At 64.9% G+C, this 16,553-nt stretch carries 15 protein-coding genes; 14 read left to right on the top strand and 1 reads right to left on the bottom strand.

Going from position 1 to position 16,553, the window contains the following annotated elements; all coding sequences use genetic code 11:
• From CKO15_RS03185 to leuD, 3 genes are all read left to right on the top strand, one after another.
• Positions 1-195: MFS transporter (locus CKO15_RS03185; RefSeq protein ID WP_242464515.1), on the top strand; the 195-nt coding region annotated here is incomplete at its 5' end.
• A 54-nt stretch (positions 196-249) separates the two neighbouring features.
• Complete coding sequence (gene leuC / locus CKO15_RS03180) at positions 250-1,662, top strand: 3-isopropylmalate dehydratase large subunit (protein ID WP_200192431.1); 1,413 nt, start codon at positions 250-252, stop codon at positions 1,660-1,662.
• 62 nt (positions 1,663-1,724) lie between these two features.
• Positions 1,725-2,372, top strand: a complete 648-nt coding sequence (gene leuD / locus CKO15_RS03175; RefSeq protein WP_200192439.1) for a 3-isopropylmalate dehydratase small subunit — start codon at positions 1,725-1,727, stop codon at positions 2,370-2,372.
• Here the strand turns inward: leuD and CKO15_RS03170 are convergent.
• Entirely contained in the window at positions 2,339-3,928 is a 1,590-nt protein-coding gene (locus CKO15_RS03170) for a GGDEF domain-containing protein (protein ID WP_200192429.1), read from the bottom strand. The two genes, leuD and CKO15_RS03170, sit on opposite strands and share 34 nt — an antisense overlap.
• A 167-nt stretch (positions 3,929-4,095) precedes the next feature.
• Here CKO15_RS03170 and leuB point away from each other — a divergent pair, with 167 nt between their 5' ends.
• The 11 genes from leuB (at position 4,096) to CKO15_RS03115 (ending at position 16,498) form a co-directional block, all read left to right on the top strand.
• Positions 4,096-5,178: a 3-isopropylmalate dehydrogenase gene (gene leuB / locus CKO15_RS03165; protein ID WP_200192427.1), complete on the top strand. Its 1,083-nt coding sequence runs from the start codon at positions 4,096-4,098 to the stop codon at positions 5,176-5,178.
• 191 nt (positions 5,179-5,369) lie between these two features.
• Positions 5,370-6,392, top strand: a complete 1,023-nt coding sequence (locus CKO15_RS03160) for an aspartate-semialdehyde dehydrogenase (protein WP_200192425.1) — start codon at positions 5,370-5,372, stop codon at positions 6,390-6,392.
• Between the two features lie 81 nt (positions 6,393-6,473).
• Positions 6,474-9,134 carry a FimV/HubP family polar landmark protein gene (locus CKO15_RS03155; RefSeq protein WP_200192423.1) on the top strand — a complete coding sequence of 887 codons (2,661 nt, stop codon included), beginning with the start codon at positions 6,474-6,476 and terminating at the stop codon, positions 9,132-9,134.
• A gap of 57 nt (positions 9,135-9,191) precedes the next feature.
• Complete coding sequence (truA, locus tag CKO15_RS03150; RefSeq protein WP_200192437.1) at positions 9,192-10,073, top strand: tRNA pseudouridine(38-40) synthase TruA; 882 nt, start codon at positions 9,192-9,194, stop codon at positions 10,071-10,073.
• Positions 10,074-10,212: 139 nt separating this feature from the next.
• Positions 10,213-10,842 carry a phosphoribosylanthranilate isomerase gene (locus CKO15_RS03145; protein ID WP_200192421.1) on the top strand — a complete coding sequence of 210 codons (630 nt, stop codon included), beginning with the start codon at positions 10,213-10,215 and terminating at the stop codon, positions 10,840-10,842.
• A complete protein-coding gene (gene trpB / locus CKO15_RS03140) occupies positions 10,820-12,040 on the top strand; it encodes a tryptophan synthase subunit beta (protein WP_338035981.1) in 1,221 nt (406 codons plus the stop codon). The genes CKO15_RS03145 and trpB overlap by 23 nt, the downstream gene beginning before the upstream one ends.
• On the top strand, positions 12,037-12,861 hold the full coding sequence (gene trpA, locus CKO15_RS03135; protein WP_200192419.1) for a tryptophan synthase subunit alpha: 825 nt from the start codon (positions 12,037-12,039) through the stop codon (positions 12,859-12,861). Before trpB ends, trpA begins: the two co-directional genes overlap by 4 nt.
• Entirely contained in the window at positions 12,858-13,931 is a 1,074-nt protein-coding gene (gene accD / locus CKO15_RS03130; RefSeq protein WP_200192417.1) for an acetyl-CoA carboxylase, carboxyltransferase subunit beta, read from the top strand. The genes trpA and accD overlap by 4 nt, the downstream gene beginning before the upstream one ends.
• A gap of 80 nt (positions 13,932-14,011) precedes the next feature.
• On the top strand, positions 14,012-15,304 hold the full coding sequence (locus tag CKO15_RS03125; protein WP_200192415.1) for a glutamate ligase domain-containing protein: 1,293 nt from the start codon (positions 14,012-14,014) through the stop codon (positions 15,302-15,304).
• Between the two features lie 3 nt (positions 15,305-15,307).
• Entirely contained in the window at positions 15,308-15,892 is a 585-nt protein-coding gene (locus CKO15_RS03120) for an SPOR domain-containing protein (RefSeq protein ID WP_200192413.1), read from the top strand.
• Between the two features lie 27 nt (positions 15,893-15,919).
• Positions 15,920-16,498: a CvpA family protein gene (locus tag CKO15_RS03115; protein WP_200192411.1), complete on the top strand. Its 579-nt coding sequence runs from the start codon at positions 15,920-15,922 to the stop codon at positions 16,496-16,498.
• Positions 16,499-16,553: the final 55 nt, after the last annotated feature.

Genomic DNA, 16,553 nt, shown 5'->3' with positions numbered 1-16,553 from the left:
CAGGGGCGGGGACAGGCACTCTACTCCAGTTTGACCTTCGGTGCCGGGGTGGCGATCGGCTCGCTGGCCGCTGGCTGGGGGTGGGATCTCTACGGCGGCCAGACCTTCCTGGTGGCCAGTGGGGTCGCCGCGTTGGCCGCTCTGTTGGCGGCCATCAGCCTACGCCACGTCGGTCGGCCTGCTCCGCGAGGGTGAGCGTGCTATACTCGCCGCCAACCTATCGAGGACAGCGAGCACACCTTCGCCGTTATGACCCCGAAAACGCTCTACGATAAGCTCTGGGACGCCCACGTGGTGACTGCCTACGACGATGGCTCCGCGCTGCTCTACATCGACCGTCAGCTGCTCCACGAGGTCACCTCACCGCAGGCCTTTGAGGGGCTGCGCTTAGCCGGTCGGAAGCCTTGGCGCTTGGATGCCAACCTCGCCGTCACCGATCATAACGTGCCGACGACCGCGCATACCGAGCCGGTCGCCGATCCGGTGGCACGACTCCAGATCGAGACCCTCGATCGCAACTGCGCCGAGTTCGGCGTGACCGAGTTCGGGATGGGCGATCCGCGGCAGGGGATCGTCCACGTCGTCGGTCCTGAACAGGGGGCGACCCTTCCCGGGATGACCCTGGTCTGCGGCGACTCCCACACTGCGACCCACGGCGCCCTCGGCACCCTCGCCTTCGGTATCGGCACCAGCGAGGTCGAGCACGTGCTCGCCACGCAGACACTGGTGCAGCAGAAGGCCGCCCGCATGCTGATTCGCGTCGATGGCCAGCTGGCCCACGCGGTTACAGCGAAGGACCTGATTCTGGCGATCATCGGCCGGATTGGTACGGCGGGTGGGACTGGCTACGCCATCGAGTTTGCCGGTGAGGCGGTACGCGCCCTCTCGATGGAGGGGCGCATGACGCTGTGCAATATGGCGATCGAGGCCGGGGCGCGCTGCGGCATGGTCGGGGTCGATGCCATCACGATCGACTACGTGCGCGGGCGCCCCTACGCGCCACAGGGTGAGCTGTGGGAGCGGGCGGTTGCCAACTGGCGCGATCTGGTCACCGACGATGGCGCCGAATTCGATCGCATCGAGGTCTTCGATGCCACCGCCATCGAGCCGCAGGTGACGTGGGGGACCTCGCCGGAGATGGTCGCCGGAGTCGGGGCCGTGATCCCCGATCCGCGCCAAGTCGAGGATGCGGTACGCGCCGATGCCATACGTCGGGCGCTTGAGTACATGGATCTCCAGCCGGGGATGCCGCTAACGCAGATTCCGATCGATAAGGTCTTTATCGGCTCGTGCACCAATGCTCGCATTGAGGATCTGCGCGAGGCGGCCGAAGTGGTGCGTGGGCGGCGGGTCAGCGAGCGCATCCAGCAGGCCTTGGTGGTGCCGGGGTCGGGGCTGGTGAAGCGGCAGGCGGAGGCCGAAGGGCTCGATCGTGTCTTTAGCGAAGCCGGCTTTGAGTGGCGCGAACCGGGCTGTTCGATGTGTCTCGGGATGAATCCGGATCGCCTCAATCCGGGTGAGCGCTGCGCCTCGACCTCGAATCGTAACTTCGAGGGGCGGCAGGGGCAGGGCGGACGCACCCATCTGGCGAGTCCAGCGATGGCCGCTGCGGCGGCCCTCTACGGCCACTTTGTCGATATCCGCGATGAGTTGGGTGGCTAGTCTAGTAGCTAGCCCAGCCATAGCCCAGCCATAGCCGAGTCACGAGGGGAAGATCTGTGAGCATTGAGCCGTTTAATCGCCACACCGGGTTGGTCGCTCCGCTCGATCGGGCCAACGTCGATACCGACGCCATCATCCCGAAGCAGTTTCTAAAGTCGGTGCAGCGTACCGGCTTTGGTCCTTATCTCTTCGATGAGTGGCGCTATCTCGATCACGGCGAGCCGGGTATGGAGTGCAGCCAGCGCCCGCAGAATCCCGACTTTGTGCTTAATCAGCCGCGCTATGCAGCGGCCACGGTGCTGCTTGCGCGCGCCAATTTCGGTTGTGGTTCATCGCGCGAGCACGCCCCCTGGGCACTGCGCGACTATGGGTTTCGCGCCATCGTTGCGCCGAGCTTTGCCGATATCTTCTATAGCAACTGCTTCAAAAACGGCTTGCTGCCGGTGGTGCTCGATGAGGGGGTGGTCGATCAGCTCTTTCAAGCGGTCTACGACGCCTCAGACTACCGTCTGACGATCGACCTGCCCGAGCAAGTGGTGACAACACCGCACGGCGATGCCTTCCCGTTTACCGTCGATCCCTTCCGTAAGCGCATGTTGCTAGAAGGACTCGATGAGATCGGGGTGACGCTCGCCGAGCAGGCAGAGGCAATTCGCGCCTATGAGCAGCGGCGCGCTCAGGAGGCGCCGTGGCTCTTTGCCGCGCGCTGATACTCCTCGGCGCGTGCGCGGTGGACCTGATTGCGCCCCTTCGTCTTGGCGTGATACAGGGCGTGGTCGGCGGCGCGCAGCAGCAGGTCGGCGCTCAGCGGTAGCTCTTCAGGGAGTTCGCGGCTGCTAGCAAAACCGATCGAAACGGTCACCGCGAGTTCGCCATCGGGTGGGCAGCAGGTAAAGACTTGTTTGGCGATGGCGTTACGAATGCGCTCTAGGACGACTAGGCTGGCCTCTCCGTCCATGCGCGGGAAGGCAAGCAGGAACTCTTCGCCGCCGTAGCGCACCAGCAGATCCTCCTTGCGAGTCTCGTCTCTGAGTTTGCAGGCGGTGTGGGTCAAGACGCAGTCGCCGGTCGGATGGCCGTAGCGGTCGTTGATTCCCTTAAAGTGATCTAAATCGATCAGCGCTAGGGTGAGCGCCTCACCCTCCTCTTGTGTGGCGCTTAGCAGGTTTTCGAGATGATCGCTGAGGTAGCGGCGATTTTTCAGTTCGGTCAACGGGTCCGACTCAACCTCCTCGCGTAGGGCGGCGTGCTCAGCCTCCAGTTGTTGGACGCGCTCGCGCTCGCGTACGGCCCGCTGGACCAGGCTCAGGTTGCGACAGATTAGTGCTTCTTGGGCCTGTTCGCTGATCGCCTGCAGATCTTCGGCGGTGAAACGGCGAAGTTCGTAGAGCTTGAGCAGGTCGTTGATAGAAGAAGAGATCTCAGCGATGATCGAGTGCAGGTGCTCCTGCTCCCAGCCGAAGAGTTCATGGGCGAGGGCGATGGCTTTGAGCGTGGCCGGCTCTTTGGCTTCGCTGACCCACAGTTCAGCGAGGCGTCCGGCGAGGAGTGTCGTGTTGATCAGGGTGGCATCGGCCACCGTAGTGTCGCCATCGGCAGCGGGCACGGTAGCCGCAGCGGCGGTGATCTCGGGCAGCGAGGTGGCGTGGCTGACTGCCGTCGTTTGGGCTAGATAATACGGCAGCCCCCAACGATTGAGCAGCCAGGCGCCGATCTCGGCGTGGTCGTAGCCGAAGCGGCAGCGCTCCATGCGGTAAAGGGCTTCGTGATCGCTGGCTTGGGCGGCCAGTGTGCGGTAAGCGCGCGGTTCTAGATGGTCGAGGGCGAAGATGCCGATATCTTGCAGCAGTCCGGCAAGCAGCGCTGTTTCGACCTCACGGTAGCCAGCGTGGGCAGCGATGATGCGTGCTGCCCCGGCAGTTACAATGCTGCGCCGCCAGAATCGCAGATAGGAGATCGCGCCGAGGCGTTGCTGCTCTAGGGCGCTGCTCAGCGAGAAGCACAACGCGAGGCTGATTGTCGCATCGCCGCCCAGAGTCAAAATCGCCTCGCGGAGCGTCGTCGGTCGCCGGCTGCGGGCAAAGAAGGGGGCGTTGGCCGCTTGCATTAATTTGACAGCTAAGCCGGGGTCACCGCTGATCAGCCGAGTGAGCCGCTCTAAATCGACGTCTTCACTCTGGCTCAGATCGGCCAGACGGCGGGTGATTTCGGGCACAGCGGGCAGGCTGCTCGCCTTAACTGCACACCGCTCAAAGGTCTTATCCATAGTCAATGGTCGCCGGCGGCTGGGAGTATGACTATAGCAGATCAATGGGGTGTGTCGGCAGCAGGGCGATCGGTTGGCGGGGGCCTCTTGTGGGACAGGGAGGATGTCTAGGCGCAGTTTGCTAGAATGGCCGCCCTCTGTAGATCGTTTCGCAACAAGGAGAGCTCATGAGCCATAAGATCCTGCTGTTACCCGGCGATGGCATCGGTCCGGAGATCGTAGCCGAGGCTCGGCGGGTGCTGGATGTGCTGTGCGAATGCCACGGTCTGCGCTGCGAGCTTGAAGAGGCCCCGATCGGTGGGGCGGGCTACGACGCCGCCGGTCAGCCGCTGCCTGCGGCAACACTCGATCTGGCGCGTGCGGCCGACGCCGTGCTGTTGGGCGCAGTGGGTGGGCCGCGCTACGATGCATTGCCGCGCGAGGTGCGTCCGGAGCGGGGGTTGTTGGCGATTCGAGCCGAGTTGGGGCTCTTTGGCAATTTGCGTCCAGCGATCCTCTTCCCGCAGCTGGCCGCGGCCTCGGCGCTGCGCCCCGAGGTGGTCTCTGGGCTCGATCTGCTCATCGTGCGCGAGTTGACCGGTGGGATCTATTTTGGTGAGCCGCGCGGGGTGCGGACGCTGCCCGATGGTCAGCGCCAAGGGTTCGATACGGAGCTCTACAGTGAGAGTGAGATCGTGCGCATTACTCGTCTGGCTTGTCGCGCCGCGGAGCAGCGGCAGCGGCGGCTGTGCTCGGTCGATAAGGCGAACGTTTTGGAGAGTTCTGGGCTCTGGCGTGAGGTCGTCGAGGGCGTGGTCGAGCAGGAGTTTCCGCACATCGAGCTCTCACACATGTACGTCGATAACGCTGCGATGCAGCTGGTACGCGCGCCGAAGCAGTTCGATGTCATCGTAACCGGCAATCTGTTCGGTGATATCCTCTCCGATTGCGCCGCTCAGTTGACCGGCTCGATCGGCATGTTGCCCTCGGCCTCGCTTGATGAGCAGGGCAAGGGACTCTACGAGCCGGTGCACGGTTCGGCGCCCGATATTGCCGGACAGGATCGGGCCAATCCGCTGGCGACCATCCTCTCCGTGGCAATGATGCTTCGTTACAGCCTGGGTGCTGGTGAACTGGCCGAACGGGTCGAGGCAGCGGTTGCCGGTGTGCTCGCCGATGGGTTGCGAACGGCTGATCTACAGGGGGGGACGCGTCGGGTCGGTACGCGCGAGATGGGGGAAGCGGTCGCTGAGCGTCTGCGCGCTGGATAACCTCGGTCACAGAGGGGGGCGCTCCTGACGTCCCCCCTGGCAGGGAGGTGTCGTCGGGTAAGGCGCTGGCAGTGCTGCTGTGCAAAGCGTTAGACTGGCCGCGTAAGCTTGCGCGCTCGCAAGAGCGTTAGCGGAGCCAGCCACGGTTAACCACCTTGCCCGCAAGGGTGGGGTCTTTTGCGGAGGAAGAGATGACGAAGAGCTACGATGTGGCCGTTGTCGGTGCGACTGGCGCCGTCGGTGAGGTGATGCTGGAGATCCTGGCCGAGCGCAACTTCCCCGTTCGCAACGTCTATCCGTTGGCCAGCGCACGCTCAGCGGGCGGCACGGTCAACTTCGCCGGGCAGTCGTTGACGATCCAAGATTTGGCCGATTTCGACTTCTCGCAGGTGCAGATTGCCCTCTTCTCGGCGGGCGGTGACATCTCCGCTGAGCACGCTCCGCGTGCGGCCGCAGCTGGTGCGGTGGTCATCGATAATACCTCGCACTTTCGTTACGACGACGATGTGCCGCTCGTGATCCCCGAGGTCAACCCGCACGCCGCGGCTGGCTATAAGAAGCGCGGGATCATCGCCAATCCGAACTGCTCAACGATCCAAATGCTCGTCGCCCTCAAGCCGCTCCATGATGCAGCGGGTGTTGAGCGCATCAATGTGGCGACCTATCAGGCCGTCTCGGGCAGCGGTAAACCGGCCATTGATGAGCTTGCGGCGCAGACGCGGGCCTGGCTCGCCGGAGAGGCGCCGCAGTGCGTCGTCTATCCGAAGCCGATCGCCTTTAACTGTCTACCCCACATCGACGATTTTCAAGACAACGGCTACACCAAGGAAGAGATGAAGATGGTCTGGGAGACCGTGAAGATCCTTGAAGATGCCTCGGTGCGGGTCAATCCGACGGCGGTTCGGGTGCCGGTCTACCATGGGCACTCGGAGGCGGTCCACATCGAGACGCGAGAGCGTCTGAGTGCTGAGCGTGCCCGCGAGATCTTGGCTGCTGCGCCCGGGGTCGAGTTGCTTGATGAGCGCGCCGCTGGCGGCTATCCGACTGCGGTGACCGAGGCCGCAGGGCGGGATGCGGTCTTTGTCGGGCGCATCCGCGAGGACATCAGCCATGAGCGCGGTTTGGATTTTTGGGTCGTGGCCGATAATCTGCGTAAGGGCGCGGCGCTCAACAGCGTTCAGATTGCCGAGCTGATGATCGCGAACCACCTGTAAGGATCCTTTTTGGATCTGTTTGGGTCCTTTATTGATCAGGGGGGTGCGCCCCAATTGATCGTGGGCGGATGGAGGGGAGCTGTGCGCAGGGCAATCCGCATCGCTACCGAGGTGGCCGGGGCTCTCCTGGTCGCGTGCCTGGTCGGCTTCGGGGTGGCCTATGCCGCCGAGCCGCGCCTCGGAGCGATTGAGGCGCGTTCGAGCGTAGGGGAGCCTGTCGCTGCGCGCATCCCGGTTTACGCGGTCGATCCCGATGATCTGGAGCGTTTCGAAGTTGCGTTGGCCCCGAGTGAGGTCTTTGCGCGGGCCGGCGTCGAACGCTCACGCGCGCTCGACGAGTTGGGCTTCGAGTGGGTCAGCGAGGGCGAAGGCGCGCCCTACATTCGAGTGCAGAGTGAGACGCCGATCGATGAGCCACTGCTCGATTTCCTGATCCGGGTGAGTTGGCCAGCAGGGGAGTTAACGCGCGAGTACACCCTGCTGCTTGATGAGCCGACGACGCTCGACGCGCCACCAGCTGCGGGTGAGCCGCGTCGTCCGGCGGCGGAGCGTCCGCCGCTCGATCCTGCAACTGCCGATGGGCAGGAAGAGGAGATCGCTCGTGCCGGGGCGCGTGAGGCGCCGCGCGATTTCTGGCCGGTCATGCGCGGCGACACCCTGTGGCAGATTGCTGCCGAACACCGTCCCGACGACTCGGTGACCATGGCGCAGACCATGCTCGCCATCAAGCGGCTCAATCCGCACGCCTTCGCCAGTGATAACGTCAACGATCTGCTCGCCGGGTGGTGGCTGCAGCTGCCGGATAAGGCGGAGATTGAGGCGCTGAGCGCACGAGAGGCGCAGACGATCTACGCATCGCACCTGGAGGCTTGGGTGCCGCCAGCTGAGCGCGCAGCGCTGGTCTCGGAGGTCGATACGCAGCCAGACCCGGAGCACGAGGCGCGGCGTCCGGAGGGGGATGAGCGGCCCGCGCGTGATGCCCACTTGCGCATTGTGGCGTTAGGTGACGAGCCCGGAGAGGACGTCTTAGCGCTGCTCGACGCCGATCTGGAGGCCACGGAAGCTAACTTGCGGCGCTTACAGGGGGCTGTAGCGGCGCTCCGCGAGGAGCGCGCGAGTCTGCGCTCCGAGCGCGATAACCTGCAGGCGCGCGTCCAGGATCTCAGCGAGCGGGTCGAGGCGCTTGAGCGGTTGCTCGATCTCCGGATGGAAAGGGTGCTGCCGCCGCCGCCGACGGCATTCGAGTTTGGGGTGCCCGATGAGCCTATCCCCGAGCCTACCCCCGAGCCTACCCCGGAGCCTGTCCCCGAGCCGGCGCCGACGCCGACTGAAGAGGTGGCTGAGGAGGAGCCCGCAGTGGCGCCGTGGTGGGCGAACTTGCTCGGTGTCGACCTTAATGAACTCGAAGTTGCCCCGAGTGAGCTCACCACAGCCCATCTGTGGGAAGAGGAGACGCTGCGCCAGCGTCTCTTGTTGATCCTCGGGGTGCTGCTGGTCACACTCTCCGTGCTGATCGGTCTGATCTCCTATCTGCGTCGGCAGCGGCTGCAGCGGCAACGGCAGACCCGGCAGCGTTTCGATCCGGCTGATCTCGGCTTCGATGTTGAGCAGGAGCAAGAGCAGTATCGGAGTCGGCGCGACCCACTCGAAGTGGCCGAAGACTACATCGCCGAAGATCAGCTGACCGAGGCACGGGAGGTGCTTGAGCGTGGCAGCTACCGTGAGCCCCAGCGTGCCGATCTGCGCTTGAAATTGCTCGATGTGCTGGCCCGTCTCGATGAGCGCGACGCCTTCCTCAACGAGGCGCAAGAGCTCTACGATCGCACCCGCAGCGACAGTGATCCGGTTTGGCAGACTGCGTTGGCCATTGGACGCCGCTTCGCGCCCGATGCCCCGCTCTTTGGCGGTCTGGCGGCAGGGGTCGCAGGGATGGCTGCAGCGGCGACGCTGGCCGACGACGATGGAATGGGCTCCCCCGCAATGGGTGAAGAGGAGGCGATCGCTGAAGATGACGGCGACGACGATCTCGATGCCAAGCCGGATCTTGAGGCGCTCGATTTAGGCTTCGATGAGGACGACGAAGAGGACTCCTCGGTTGATTCGCCTGCAGAGAGCGCCCTGGAAGAGAGCTCGGAGGCGGGAACCGAAGAAGAGACCGAGGAGAGTCTCGATCAACAGTTCGATGAGCTCTTCGGTCCAGAAGAAGAGGCTGAGTCGAGTGAACCGGAGCCAGCCCTGCAGCAATCTGTCGATGAGAGTGCAGCGGCGCAGGATGCTGCTGATGAACTCTTCGGTAACGACGATCCGGCAGAGTCCCAGGAAGACGAGACGGACGAGGCGGCAGCCGGCGATGAACTCGAAGAGATGGATCTCGATGCGTTGCTCAGCGAGGAGGAGACGGAGACGCCCACGGCCGAGCCGAGCAGCGAGAGTGAGCCTGAGCCTGAGAGTGAGCCGAGTCCGGCGGCGGCTGCCGAGCCTGAGCCAGCTGAGCCGGTTCAGGAGCCGGCAGAGGAGGTTCCCGAGGAGACGGAGGAGGCCGACGACGATGCCGACGATGATGAGGAGTGGGCACTCGGGCCGGGTGAGGGCGATCAGGCCGATACGATGCTCGATCTGGCACGCGCCTACATCGATCTCGGCGATGAGGGAAGTGCCCGCGAGATGCTCGAAGAGGTGATCGAGACCGGTACGGAGAGTCAGCGCGAGAGCGCACGGCGCATCCTCGCTGACCTGGACTAGAGCAGATCTGGACGGAGAGCTAGACTGGGGAACTGGACTGGGTGAGCTTGGGTGAGCTTGGGTGAGTTGGATGAACCGGTGGTGAGCGGGGCGTGCCGCATCGCCTTGGTCGTCGAGTACGACGGCAGCGAGTTCAGCGGCTGGCAACGTCAGCACCACGCCCCCTCGGTGCAAGAGGCGCTGGAGGGGGCGCTATCGCGGGTCGCCGCTGAGCCGATCGAACTGGTCTGCGCCGGACGTACCGATGCTGGAGTGCACGCTACCCATCAGGTGGTTCACTTCGATACCCGGGCAAAGCGACCGCTGCACGCCTGGGTGCTCGGTAGCAATGCGAACTTGCCAGCGAGTGTCAGCGTCCTTTCGGCCCACGCCGTCGCTGATGACTTTCATGCTCGCTATCGGGCTCGACGCCGCGCCTATCGCTACGTCTTTCTCTGTCGGCGCGCCCGCCCAGCGCTGGCGCGCTCGCGAGTCGCCTGGACGCACCACGAGTTGGATGCGGCGCGGATGCACGAGAGCGCCCAGGCGCTGCTCGGTGAGCACGACTTCTCGGCCTTTCGCGCCGTGGCCTGTCAGGCGGCGCATGCGGTCCGCGAGGTGCAGCGGCTGAGTGTCGAGCGACGTGGTGCGCAAGTGATCATCGACATCACCGCCAACGCCTTCCTTCACCACATGGTGCGCAACATCGCTGGCACCTTGCTGGCGGTCGGTACCGGCGAGCAAGGAGTCGGGTGGCCGGCACAGCTGCTTGCCGGTCGCGATCGGAGGCGCTCCGGTATTACCGCGCCTGCTTCTGGGCTCTATCTGACTGGTGTGGAGTATCCCGCTGAGTACGGCATCCCAAGTGGTCTCGACGCCGCTCCTCCTGCTTGTTCTTCAACGTCATCACGGGCGCCACATGAGCTTGGCTTGTCGTCCGCCGTCCTCTTTCTCTGCTGAGGTGGCGCTCTCCGATTTGGCCGCGGCCGTGCTCGATCCGTCGCTTTTGCCGTGAGGGCGTCGACCGCGGTAAGATTTGCCCACCTCACGGCCACCACGCGGTCTGACGACAGTCCACCGCGGCTCACTAAGGATGGCGATGCGTACACGGGTCAAGATTTGTGGCATTACCCGCGCTGCCGACGCCCGGGCGGCGGTTGCGGCCGGGGCCGACGCCCTCGGCTTGGTCTTCTGCGACAGCAGTCCGCGTGCGATCGATCTGCAGCAGGCGCGCGCGATTGTCGCTGAAGTCCCGGCCTTTGTCGCGCTGGTCGGGCTCTTCGTCGACCCGCATCCGGCCCATGTCGAGTGCGCTTTGGAGTCTCTGGAACTCGATACGATACAGTTTCACGGCGATGAGTCGCCGGAGTTTTGCGCCAGCTTCGGTCGGCGCTACATCAAGGCGGTACCGATGGGCGGCGGTGTTGATCCGCCTGCCTACGTGGCGCGCTACGCCGGGGCGAGCGGCTTTGTCTTCGATAGCCACCGCCTCGGTGAACGCGGCGGCCTGGGGAAGTGCTTCGCGCACGAGGCGACGCCCGAGGGCGTGCGCGGGACGGTTATTGCCGGCGGCCTGAATCCTACGAACGTCGCCGGTGTGATTCAGAGGATGCGGCCGTTTGCCGTCGATGTCAGCAGCGGCGTCGAGCAGCGGCCAGGGCTCAAAGATCCGGGGCTGATGGCCCGGTTCCTGGCGGAGGTACAGCGTGGCGATAGCAACCGAGAGTAATCCTGCAGCGAGCGCTGCAAGCAGCGACGGCCGATTCGGCAGCTTCGGCGGGCGCTTTGTCTCCGAGACCCTGATGGCGCCGCTAGAGGAGCTGACCGCCGCCTATCTGGAGGCGCGGCAAGATCCGACCTTTCACGCCGAGATCGAACGCGAACTGCACGCTTTCGTCGGGCGGCCGACCCCGCTCTATCTGGCCGAGCGGCTCACACGCCGGGCAGGTGGGGCGCGGATCTATCTCAAGCGCGAGGACCTGGCCCACACCGGGGCGCATAAGATCAACAACACCGTCGGTCAGGCGGTGTTAGCCGCGCGCATGGGTAAGCAGCGGATCATTGCCGAGACCGGAGCCGGTCAGCACGGGGTCGCGACCGCGACGGTGGCTGCGCGCATGGGGCTCGAATGCGTCGTCTATATGGGCGCCGACGATGTGAAGCGTCAGGCCGCCAACGTCTATCGGATGCGTCTGCTCGGCGCCGAGGTGCGTCCGGTCGACGCCGGCACCCGCACCCTCAAAGACGCCCTCAACGAGGCGATGCGCGACTGGGTGGCTCACGTCGACGATACCTTCTACATCATCGGCTCGGTCGCCGGCCCCCACCCCTATCCGACCCTCGTGCGCGATCTACAGCGGGTTATCGGCATCGAGGCCCGGCGCCAGATCCAGGAGATCGAGGGCGCGCTGCCAGCAGCAGTGGTCGCCTGCGTCGGCGGTGGATCGAACGCCATCGGTATCTTCCACCCCTTCTTAGACGATACCGAAGTGGCACTCTACGGTGTCGAGGCCGGGGGCGAGGGATTGGCCAGCGGCCGCCACGCCGCCCCGCTCAACGCCGGACGCCCCGGCGTCTTACACGGCGCCCGCAGCTATCTGATGGAGTCGCCCGAGGGGCAGATCATCGGCACCCACTCGATCAGCGCCGGGCTCGACTATCCTGGTGTTGGCCCCGAGCACGCCTACCTTAAAGAGTGCGCCCGGGCGCACTACGTCACGGTGACGGATGCCGAGGCGCTCGAGGCGTTCCATCGCTTAGCACGCTGCGAGGGGATCTTACCGGCGCTCGAGAGCGCCCACGCGCTGGCCTACGGCGAGCGCCTAGCCGCCGAGTTGAGCCCGGAGCAAGCGCTGATTATTAATCTCTCCGGACGCGGAGATAAAGACATCGCCACGGTCGCGGCACGGGAGGGCATCGAACTGTGAGCCGTATCAGTCAGACCTTTGCAGCTTGTCGCGCCGCCGGGCGCACCGCCCTGATCCCCTACATCACCGGTGGGGACCCAGATCCGCAGCAGCTCGTCGCCTTGATGCACGCCTTAGTCGATGGTGGGGCCGATCTGATCGAGATCGGGGTGCCGTTCTCCGATCCGATGGCCGATGGCCCGGTGATCCAGGCTGCCTGTGCCCGCGCGCTGGCGGCGGGGACGACGCCGGCGAAGTTGTGTGAGGCGGTTGCGCGTTTTCGCGAGCGGGATGAGGCGACGCCGGTGGTCTTTATGGGGTACGCCAATAGCCTGGAGGCGGCCGGCTATGAGACTTACGTCGAGCGGGCCGCTAGCGCTGGGGTCGACGGTCTGCTGACGGTCGATCTGCCACCGGAGGAGGCCGGATCACTGCCGGATTTGGCTGCACAACACGGCATCGAGCTGATCTATCTGGTGGCACCGAATACCACCGCTGCCCGCTTACAGAAGATCAGCGCGGTCGCCGGCGGCTTTATCTATGCGGTGGCGCTGAAGGGCGTTACGGGGTCAGCGAATCTCGATACAACGCTCCTGGCCGATCAGGTCGCTGCCATTCGCCGAGTTTCGCAGTTGCCGGTGGCCGTTGGCTTTGGGGTGCGCGATGCGGCGAGTGCCGGCGCCGTAGCGCAAGTGGCCGATGCCGTGGTGGTCGGGAGTGCTCTGGTGCAGCTGATCGGCGAGCACGGAGAGGCCACCGATCTGCCTGAGCGTCTGCGCGCTGCGGTGGCCGAGTTGCGTCGCGGGATCGATGAGAAGGCGGCGATGGAGGTGCGATCGTGAGCTGGTTTCAAAAGCTGATGCCGCGCCGGATCCGCACCGAAGGGCGGCGCAGTCGGAGTGTGCCGGAGGGCCTCTGGACGAAGTGCGAGGCGTGTCAGGGGGTGCTCTACCGCCCCGATCTGGAGCGCAATCTCGAGGTCTGCCCGAAGTGCGATCACCATATGCGCCTCTCCGCCCGGCGACGCTTGCGCCTCTTTCTCGACGAGGGTGAGGCGCCGGAGGAGATCGCTGCCGAGCTGCAACCGAGCGACTTTCTGCGCTTTCGTGATAGCAAGCGCTACCGCGATCGTCTCGCGCAGGCGCAAAAGAGCACCGGCGAGCAGGATGCCCTAGTGGCCATGCAGGGGCGCTTGTTGAATATGCCGGTGGTGGTCGTGGCCTTCGAGTTCTCCTTTATGGGCGGGTCGATGGGCACCATAGTCGGCGAGCGTTTTTGCCGTGCTGCTGAACAGGCGCGTGCGCGACGGATCCCGCTGATCTGCTTCTCGGCCTCGGGTGGGGCGCGGATGCAGGAAGCACTCTTCTCGCTGATGCAAATGGCGAAGACCTCGGCAGCCGTCGCCCGCTTGAACGAGGACCGGGTCCCCTATATCTCTGTCCTGACCGATCCGACGATGGGCGGGGTCTCGGCGAGTCTGGCCACACTCGGCGATATCATCATCGCCGAGCCCGGGGCGCTGATCGGTTTTGCTGGGCCGCGAGTGATCGAGCAGACCGTCCGCGAGACGCTGCCGGAGGGCTTTCAGCGCGCCGAGTTCCTTTTGGAGCACGGTGCCATCGACCGGATCGTCGATCGCCGCTGCATGCGCGATGAGATCGCCTCGTTGCTGGCGAAACTGATTCGCTTGGAACAGCCGCCGGCGCGTTCGCTCTGTGTTCAGTCGCCGGAGGCTGGTGTGCCAGCCTGCACTCCCGGCGCGACGGTCGCTGCCGGTGGTGCTGCCGGTGGTGCTGCCGGTGGTGGTGTCGGTGGAGGGGGGGGCGGCGGCATTTCCGCGGCTCCGGACATGGCAGCCACCTCTACGCGGCCAGTGCCTCCGGGAGAGGGCAGCGATCCGGCCCAGACTTAAAGAGGGTGTGCCGAACGCATTGCAGAAAGAGCCGATGGGGACGGGCCTTAGGTCTTTGGAGAACAAGGGTGGGCAAGCCGGTGGATGAGCTGACCGAATGGCTTGCGCGCCTAGAGGCGGCACACCCGCAGACGATCGAACTGGGCCTGGAGCGTGTCGCCGCTGTAGGCGAGGCGCTCGATCTGCTGCGCCCTTCGGCCCGTGTGGTCATGGTCGCCGGCACCAATGGCAAGGGCAGTGTCGCTGCAACGGTCGCCGCACTAGGAGCCGCCGCCGGCTATCGGGTCGCGCTCTATACCTCACCGCACCTGGTGCGCTTTAATGAGCGGGTGCGCATCGCCGAGTGCGAGGCGAGTGACGCGGCGCTCTGTTCAGCGCTGGCCCGGGTCGAGGTGGGGCGGCAAGCGCTCGGTGTCTCATTGACCTATTTCGAGCACACTACCCTGGCGGCCTTTGACCTTTTTGCTCGCAGTGCGTGCGATCTGTGGGTGCTGGAGGTCGGGTTGGGCGGGCGCTTGGATGCGGTCAATTGTCTCGATGCCGATGTCAGTGTAATCACCCGGATTGCCTACGACCACCAGGACTTTCTCGGCAACGATTTGGCGCAGATCGCCCGTGAGAAGGCCGGCATCTTGCGCGCCGAACGCCCTGCTGTGATCGGTGATCCGCAGGCGCCACCGGCACTTTATCAGGCCGCGCAGGCTCTTCGAGCTGCGCCCGTGCTGCGGGCCGGAGTCGATTTTCACTACCAGGCCGGAGGAGAGGGTCATGGGCGCGATCGCTGGACGTGGCAGTGGCCTGCCGGGGCAGTGAACTACACCCATTTGCCACTGCCGGCCATTTCCGGCGCGGCGGCGCTGAGCAATGCCGCGACGGCCTTGGCCGCCTTTCATCAGTTGCCGCATGCTGAGCGCGTGCAGTCGCGGCAAATTGCCGCTGCATTGCGGCGAGTGTGTCTGCCGGGGCGCCTGCAGCAGATTGATGACGGTCCGCTGGAGTGGCTGCTGGATGTGGCGCATAATGCCGATGGGGCTACGGAGTTGGCGAGCGTTATTGCAGCCTCACCGGTGCCGCTGCGCACGTACGCCATCTGCGCGGTCGCGGCGCGTAAAGATGCCGCCGCGGTCATGGAGGCCGTAGCCGGCTGCTTCGATCTGTGGCATCTGCCGCAACTCGACGATCCGCAGCTGCATGAGCCGGAGGCACTCGCGATGCAGCTGCGGCTGCGCGGTGAGACAGTTGCTAGTTGCGGCGAATCATTGCCGGAGCTGCTCGCTGCGGTGATTCGGCAGGCGTGCCCTGGGGAGCGCATAGTTGTCTTTGGTTCTTTTCGTATAGTGGCAGCAGTCATCCAGCAGCAGGGGTGGGGGTGACCCATGGACCCGAGCACGAAACGACAGTTGGTGGGGGCGGCGGTGATCGTTGCCTTGGCGGTCATCTTTTTACCGATGCTCTTCTCTGGGCCGGAGCGTGAAGAGGGTCGGGTCGATGTGCCGCTCGATGTGCCAGAGCCACGCGCCGTCGATCGCGACGCTGGCTCTGGCGAGCGAGCAGATGAGGTGCCAGGGCTGGCAACGCGTGAGTCCCAGGTGCCGCGGTTGCCCGAGGAGGAGGTTGCCGCGCGCCAAGAGCGGCGACCGCCGTCGGAGGCCGATGATAGGCGAGCGGGGGAGCGTCCAGCAGCCCGTGAGGAGGAGGCGCACGAGGTGCGCGCCGTCGAGCCACAGGAAGGGGCCTTTGCGGTCCAGGTTGGCAGTTTCCGTGAGCGCGATAACGCCTACGCCGAGCGCGATCGGATTCGCGAGTTGGGGATGCCGGCCTACGTCGATGAGAGTGAGCTAGGCGGCTCGCCGATCTATCGCGTGCGTGTCGGCCCGGTTATGGAGCGTTCCGAGGCGGAGAGCTTAATGGAGCAGGCGGCGAGCGATGCAGGTCTGGAGGGCTGGGTTGTGGCGCTATGACGGATGCCGTGACACGAGGCGGGTGCGATGACGTGGATTGATGGCGTAATCATCGGCATTGTTGCACTCTCTGCCGGGTTTGGCCTGTGGCGTGGATTGGTGCGCGAGGTGCTGGCCCTGGTCGTGTGGATTGCGGCGGTGTGGCTGAGTCTTCACTATGCCGGTCTGGCCGCTGGCCATTTCGAAGACATGATTGAGTCGCCGACGATCCGCCTCGGTCTTGCCTTCCTGGCGCTCTTTCTCGGTACATTAATCCTCGGGACGATCTTTACGCGCATCATGGTCAAGCTGGTCCACGCGACCGGATTGAGTGGCACCGATCGTATGCTCGGGCTGCTCTTTGGTGCAGTGCGTGGCGGGTTGATCGTCTTCGTGGCGGTGTTGCTTGCCGGTTTAACGCCGTTGACCGAAGAGGCGGCGTGGGGAGAGTCGCCGAGTTTAGCGGCGACAGAACCGTGGCTCTGCCGGGCCGGCGCCGACGATTGGCTTGAAGAGCTCAGCGAGCGCTTGCGCGGTGAGCGGGATGGGGCTTCGTCGCTGCCCGGTGTGGGAGGTGAGGAGCCGCTCCACGGCTATTGGCGCGAGCGCTGTGCCCGGGTCAATTGATCCGGGTCAATTGATATAGCATAGCAGCCGAAGCCCCATCGGTCGGTCGGACGAC

The sequence above is a fragment of the Halorhodospira abdelmalekii genome, assembly GCF_016583625.1.
In the GTDB taxonomy this organism is placed as follows: domain Bacteria; phylum Pseudomonadota; class Gammaproteobacteria; order Nitrococcales; family Halorhodospiraceae; genus Halorhodospira; species Halorhodospira abdelmalekii.
This window is presented reverse-complemented; position numbering and strand designations above follow the sequence as displayed.

Excerpts from the sequence above, each read along its gene's own strand:
- CKO15_RS03145 (WP_200192421.1), top strand. The coding sequence starts at position 10,213 with ATGCGTACACGGGTCAAGATTTGTGGCATTACCCGCGCTGCCGACGCC.
- leuB (WP_200192427.1), top strand. The coding sequence starts at position 4,096 with ATGAGCCATAAGATCCTGCTGTTACCCGGCGATGGCATCGGTCCGGAG.
- CKO15_RS03120 (WP_200192413.1), top strand. The coding sequence starts at position 15,308 with ATGGACCCGAGCACGAAACGACAGTTGGTGGGGGCGGCGGTGATCGTT.
- CKO15_RS03170 (WP_200192429.1), bottom strand. The coding sequence starts at position 3,928 with ATGGATAAGACCTTTGAGCGGTGTGCAGTTAAGGCGAGCAGCCTGCCC.
- CKO15_RS03160 (WP_200192425.1), top strand. The coding sequence starts at position 5,370 with ATGACGAAGAGCTACGATGTGGCCGTTGTCGGTGCGACTGGCGCCGTC.
- CKO15_RS03115 (WP_200192411.1), top strand. The coding sequence starts at position 15,920 with ATGACGTGGATTGATGGCGTAATCATCGGCATTGTTGCACTCTCTGCC.
- leuC (WP_200192431.1), top strand. The coding sequence starts at position 250 with ATGACCCCGAAAACGCTCTACGATAAGCTCTGGGACGCCCACGTGGTG.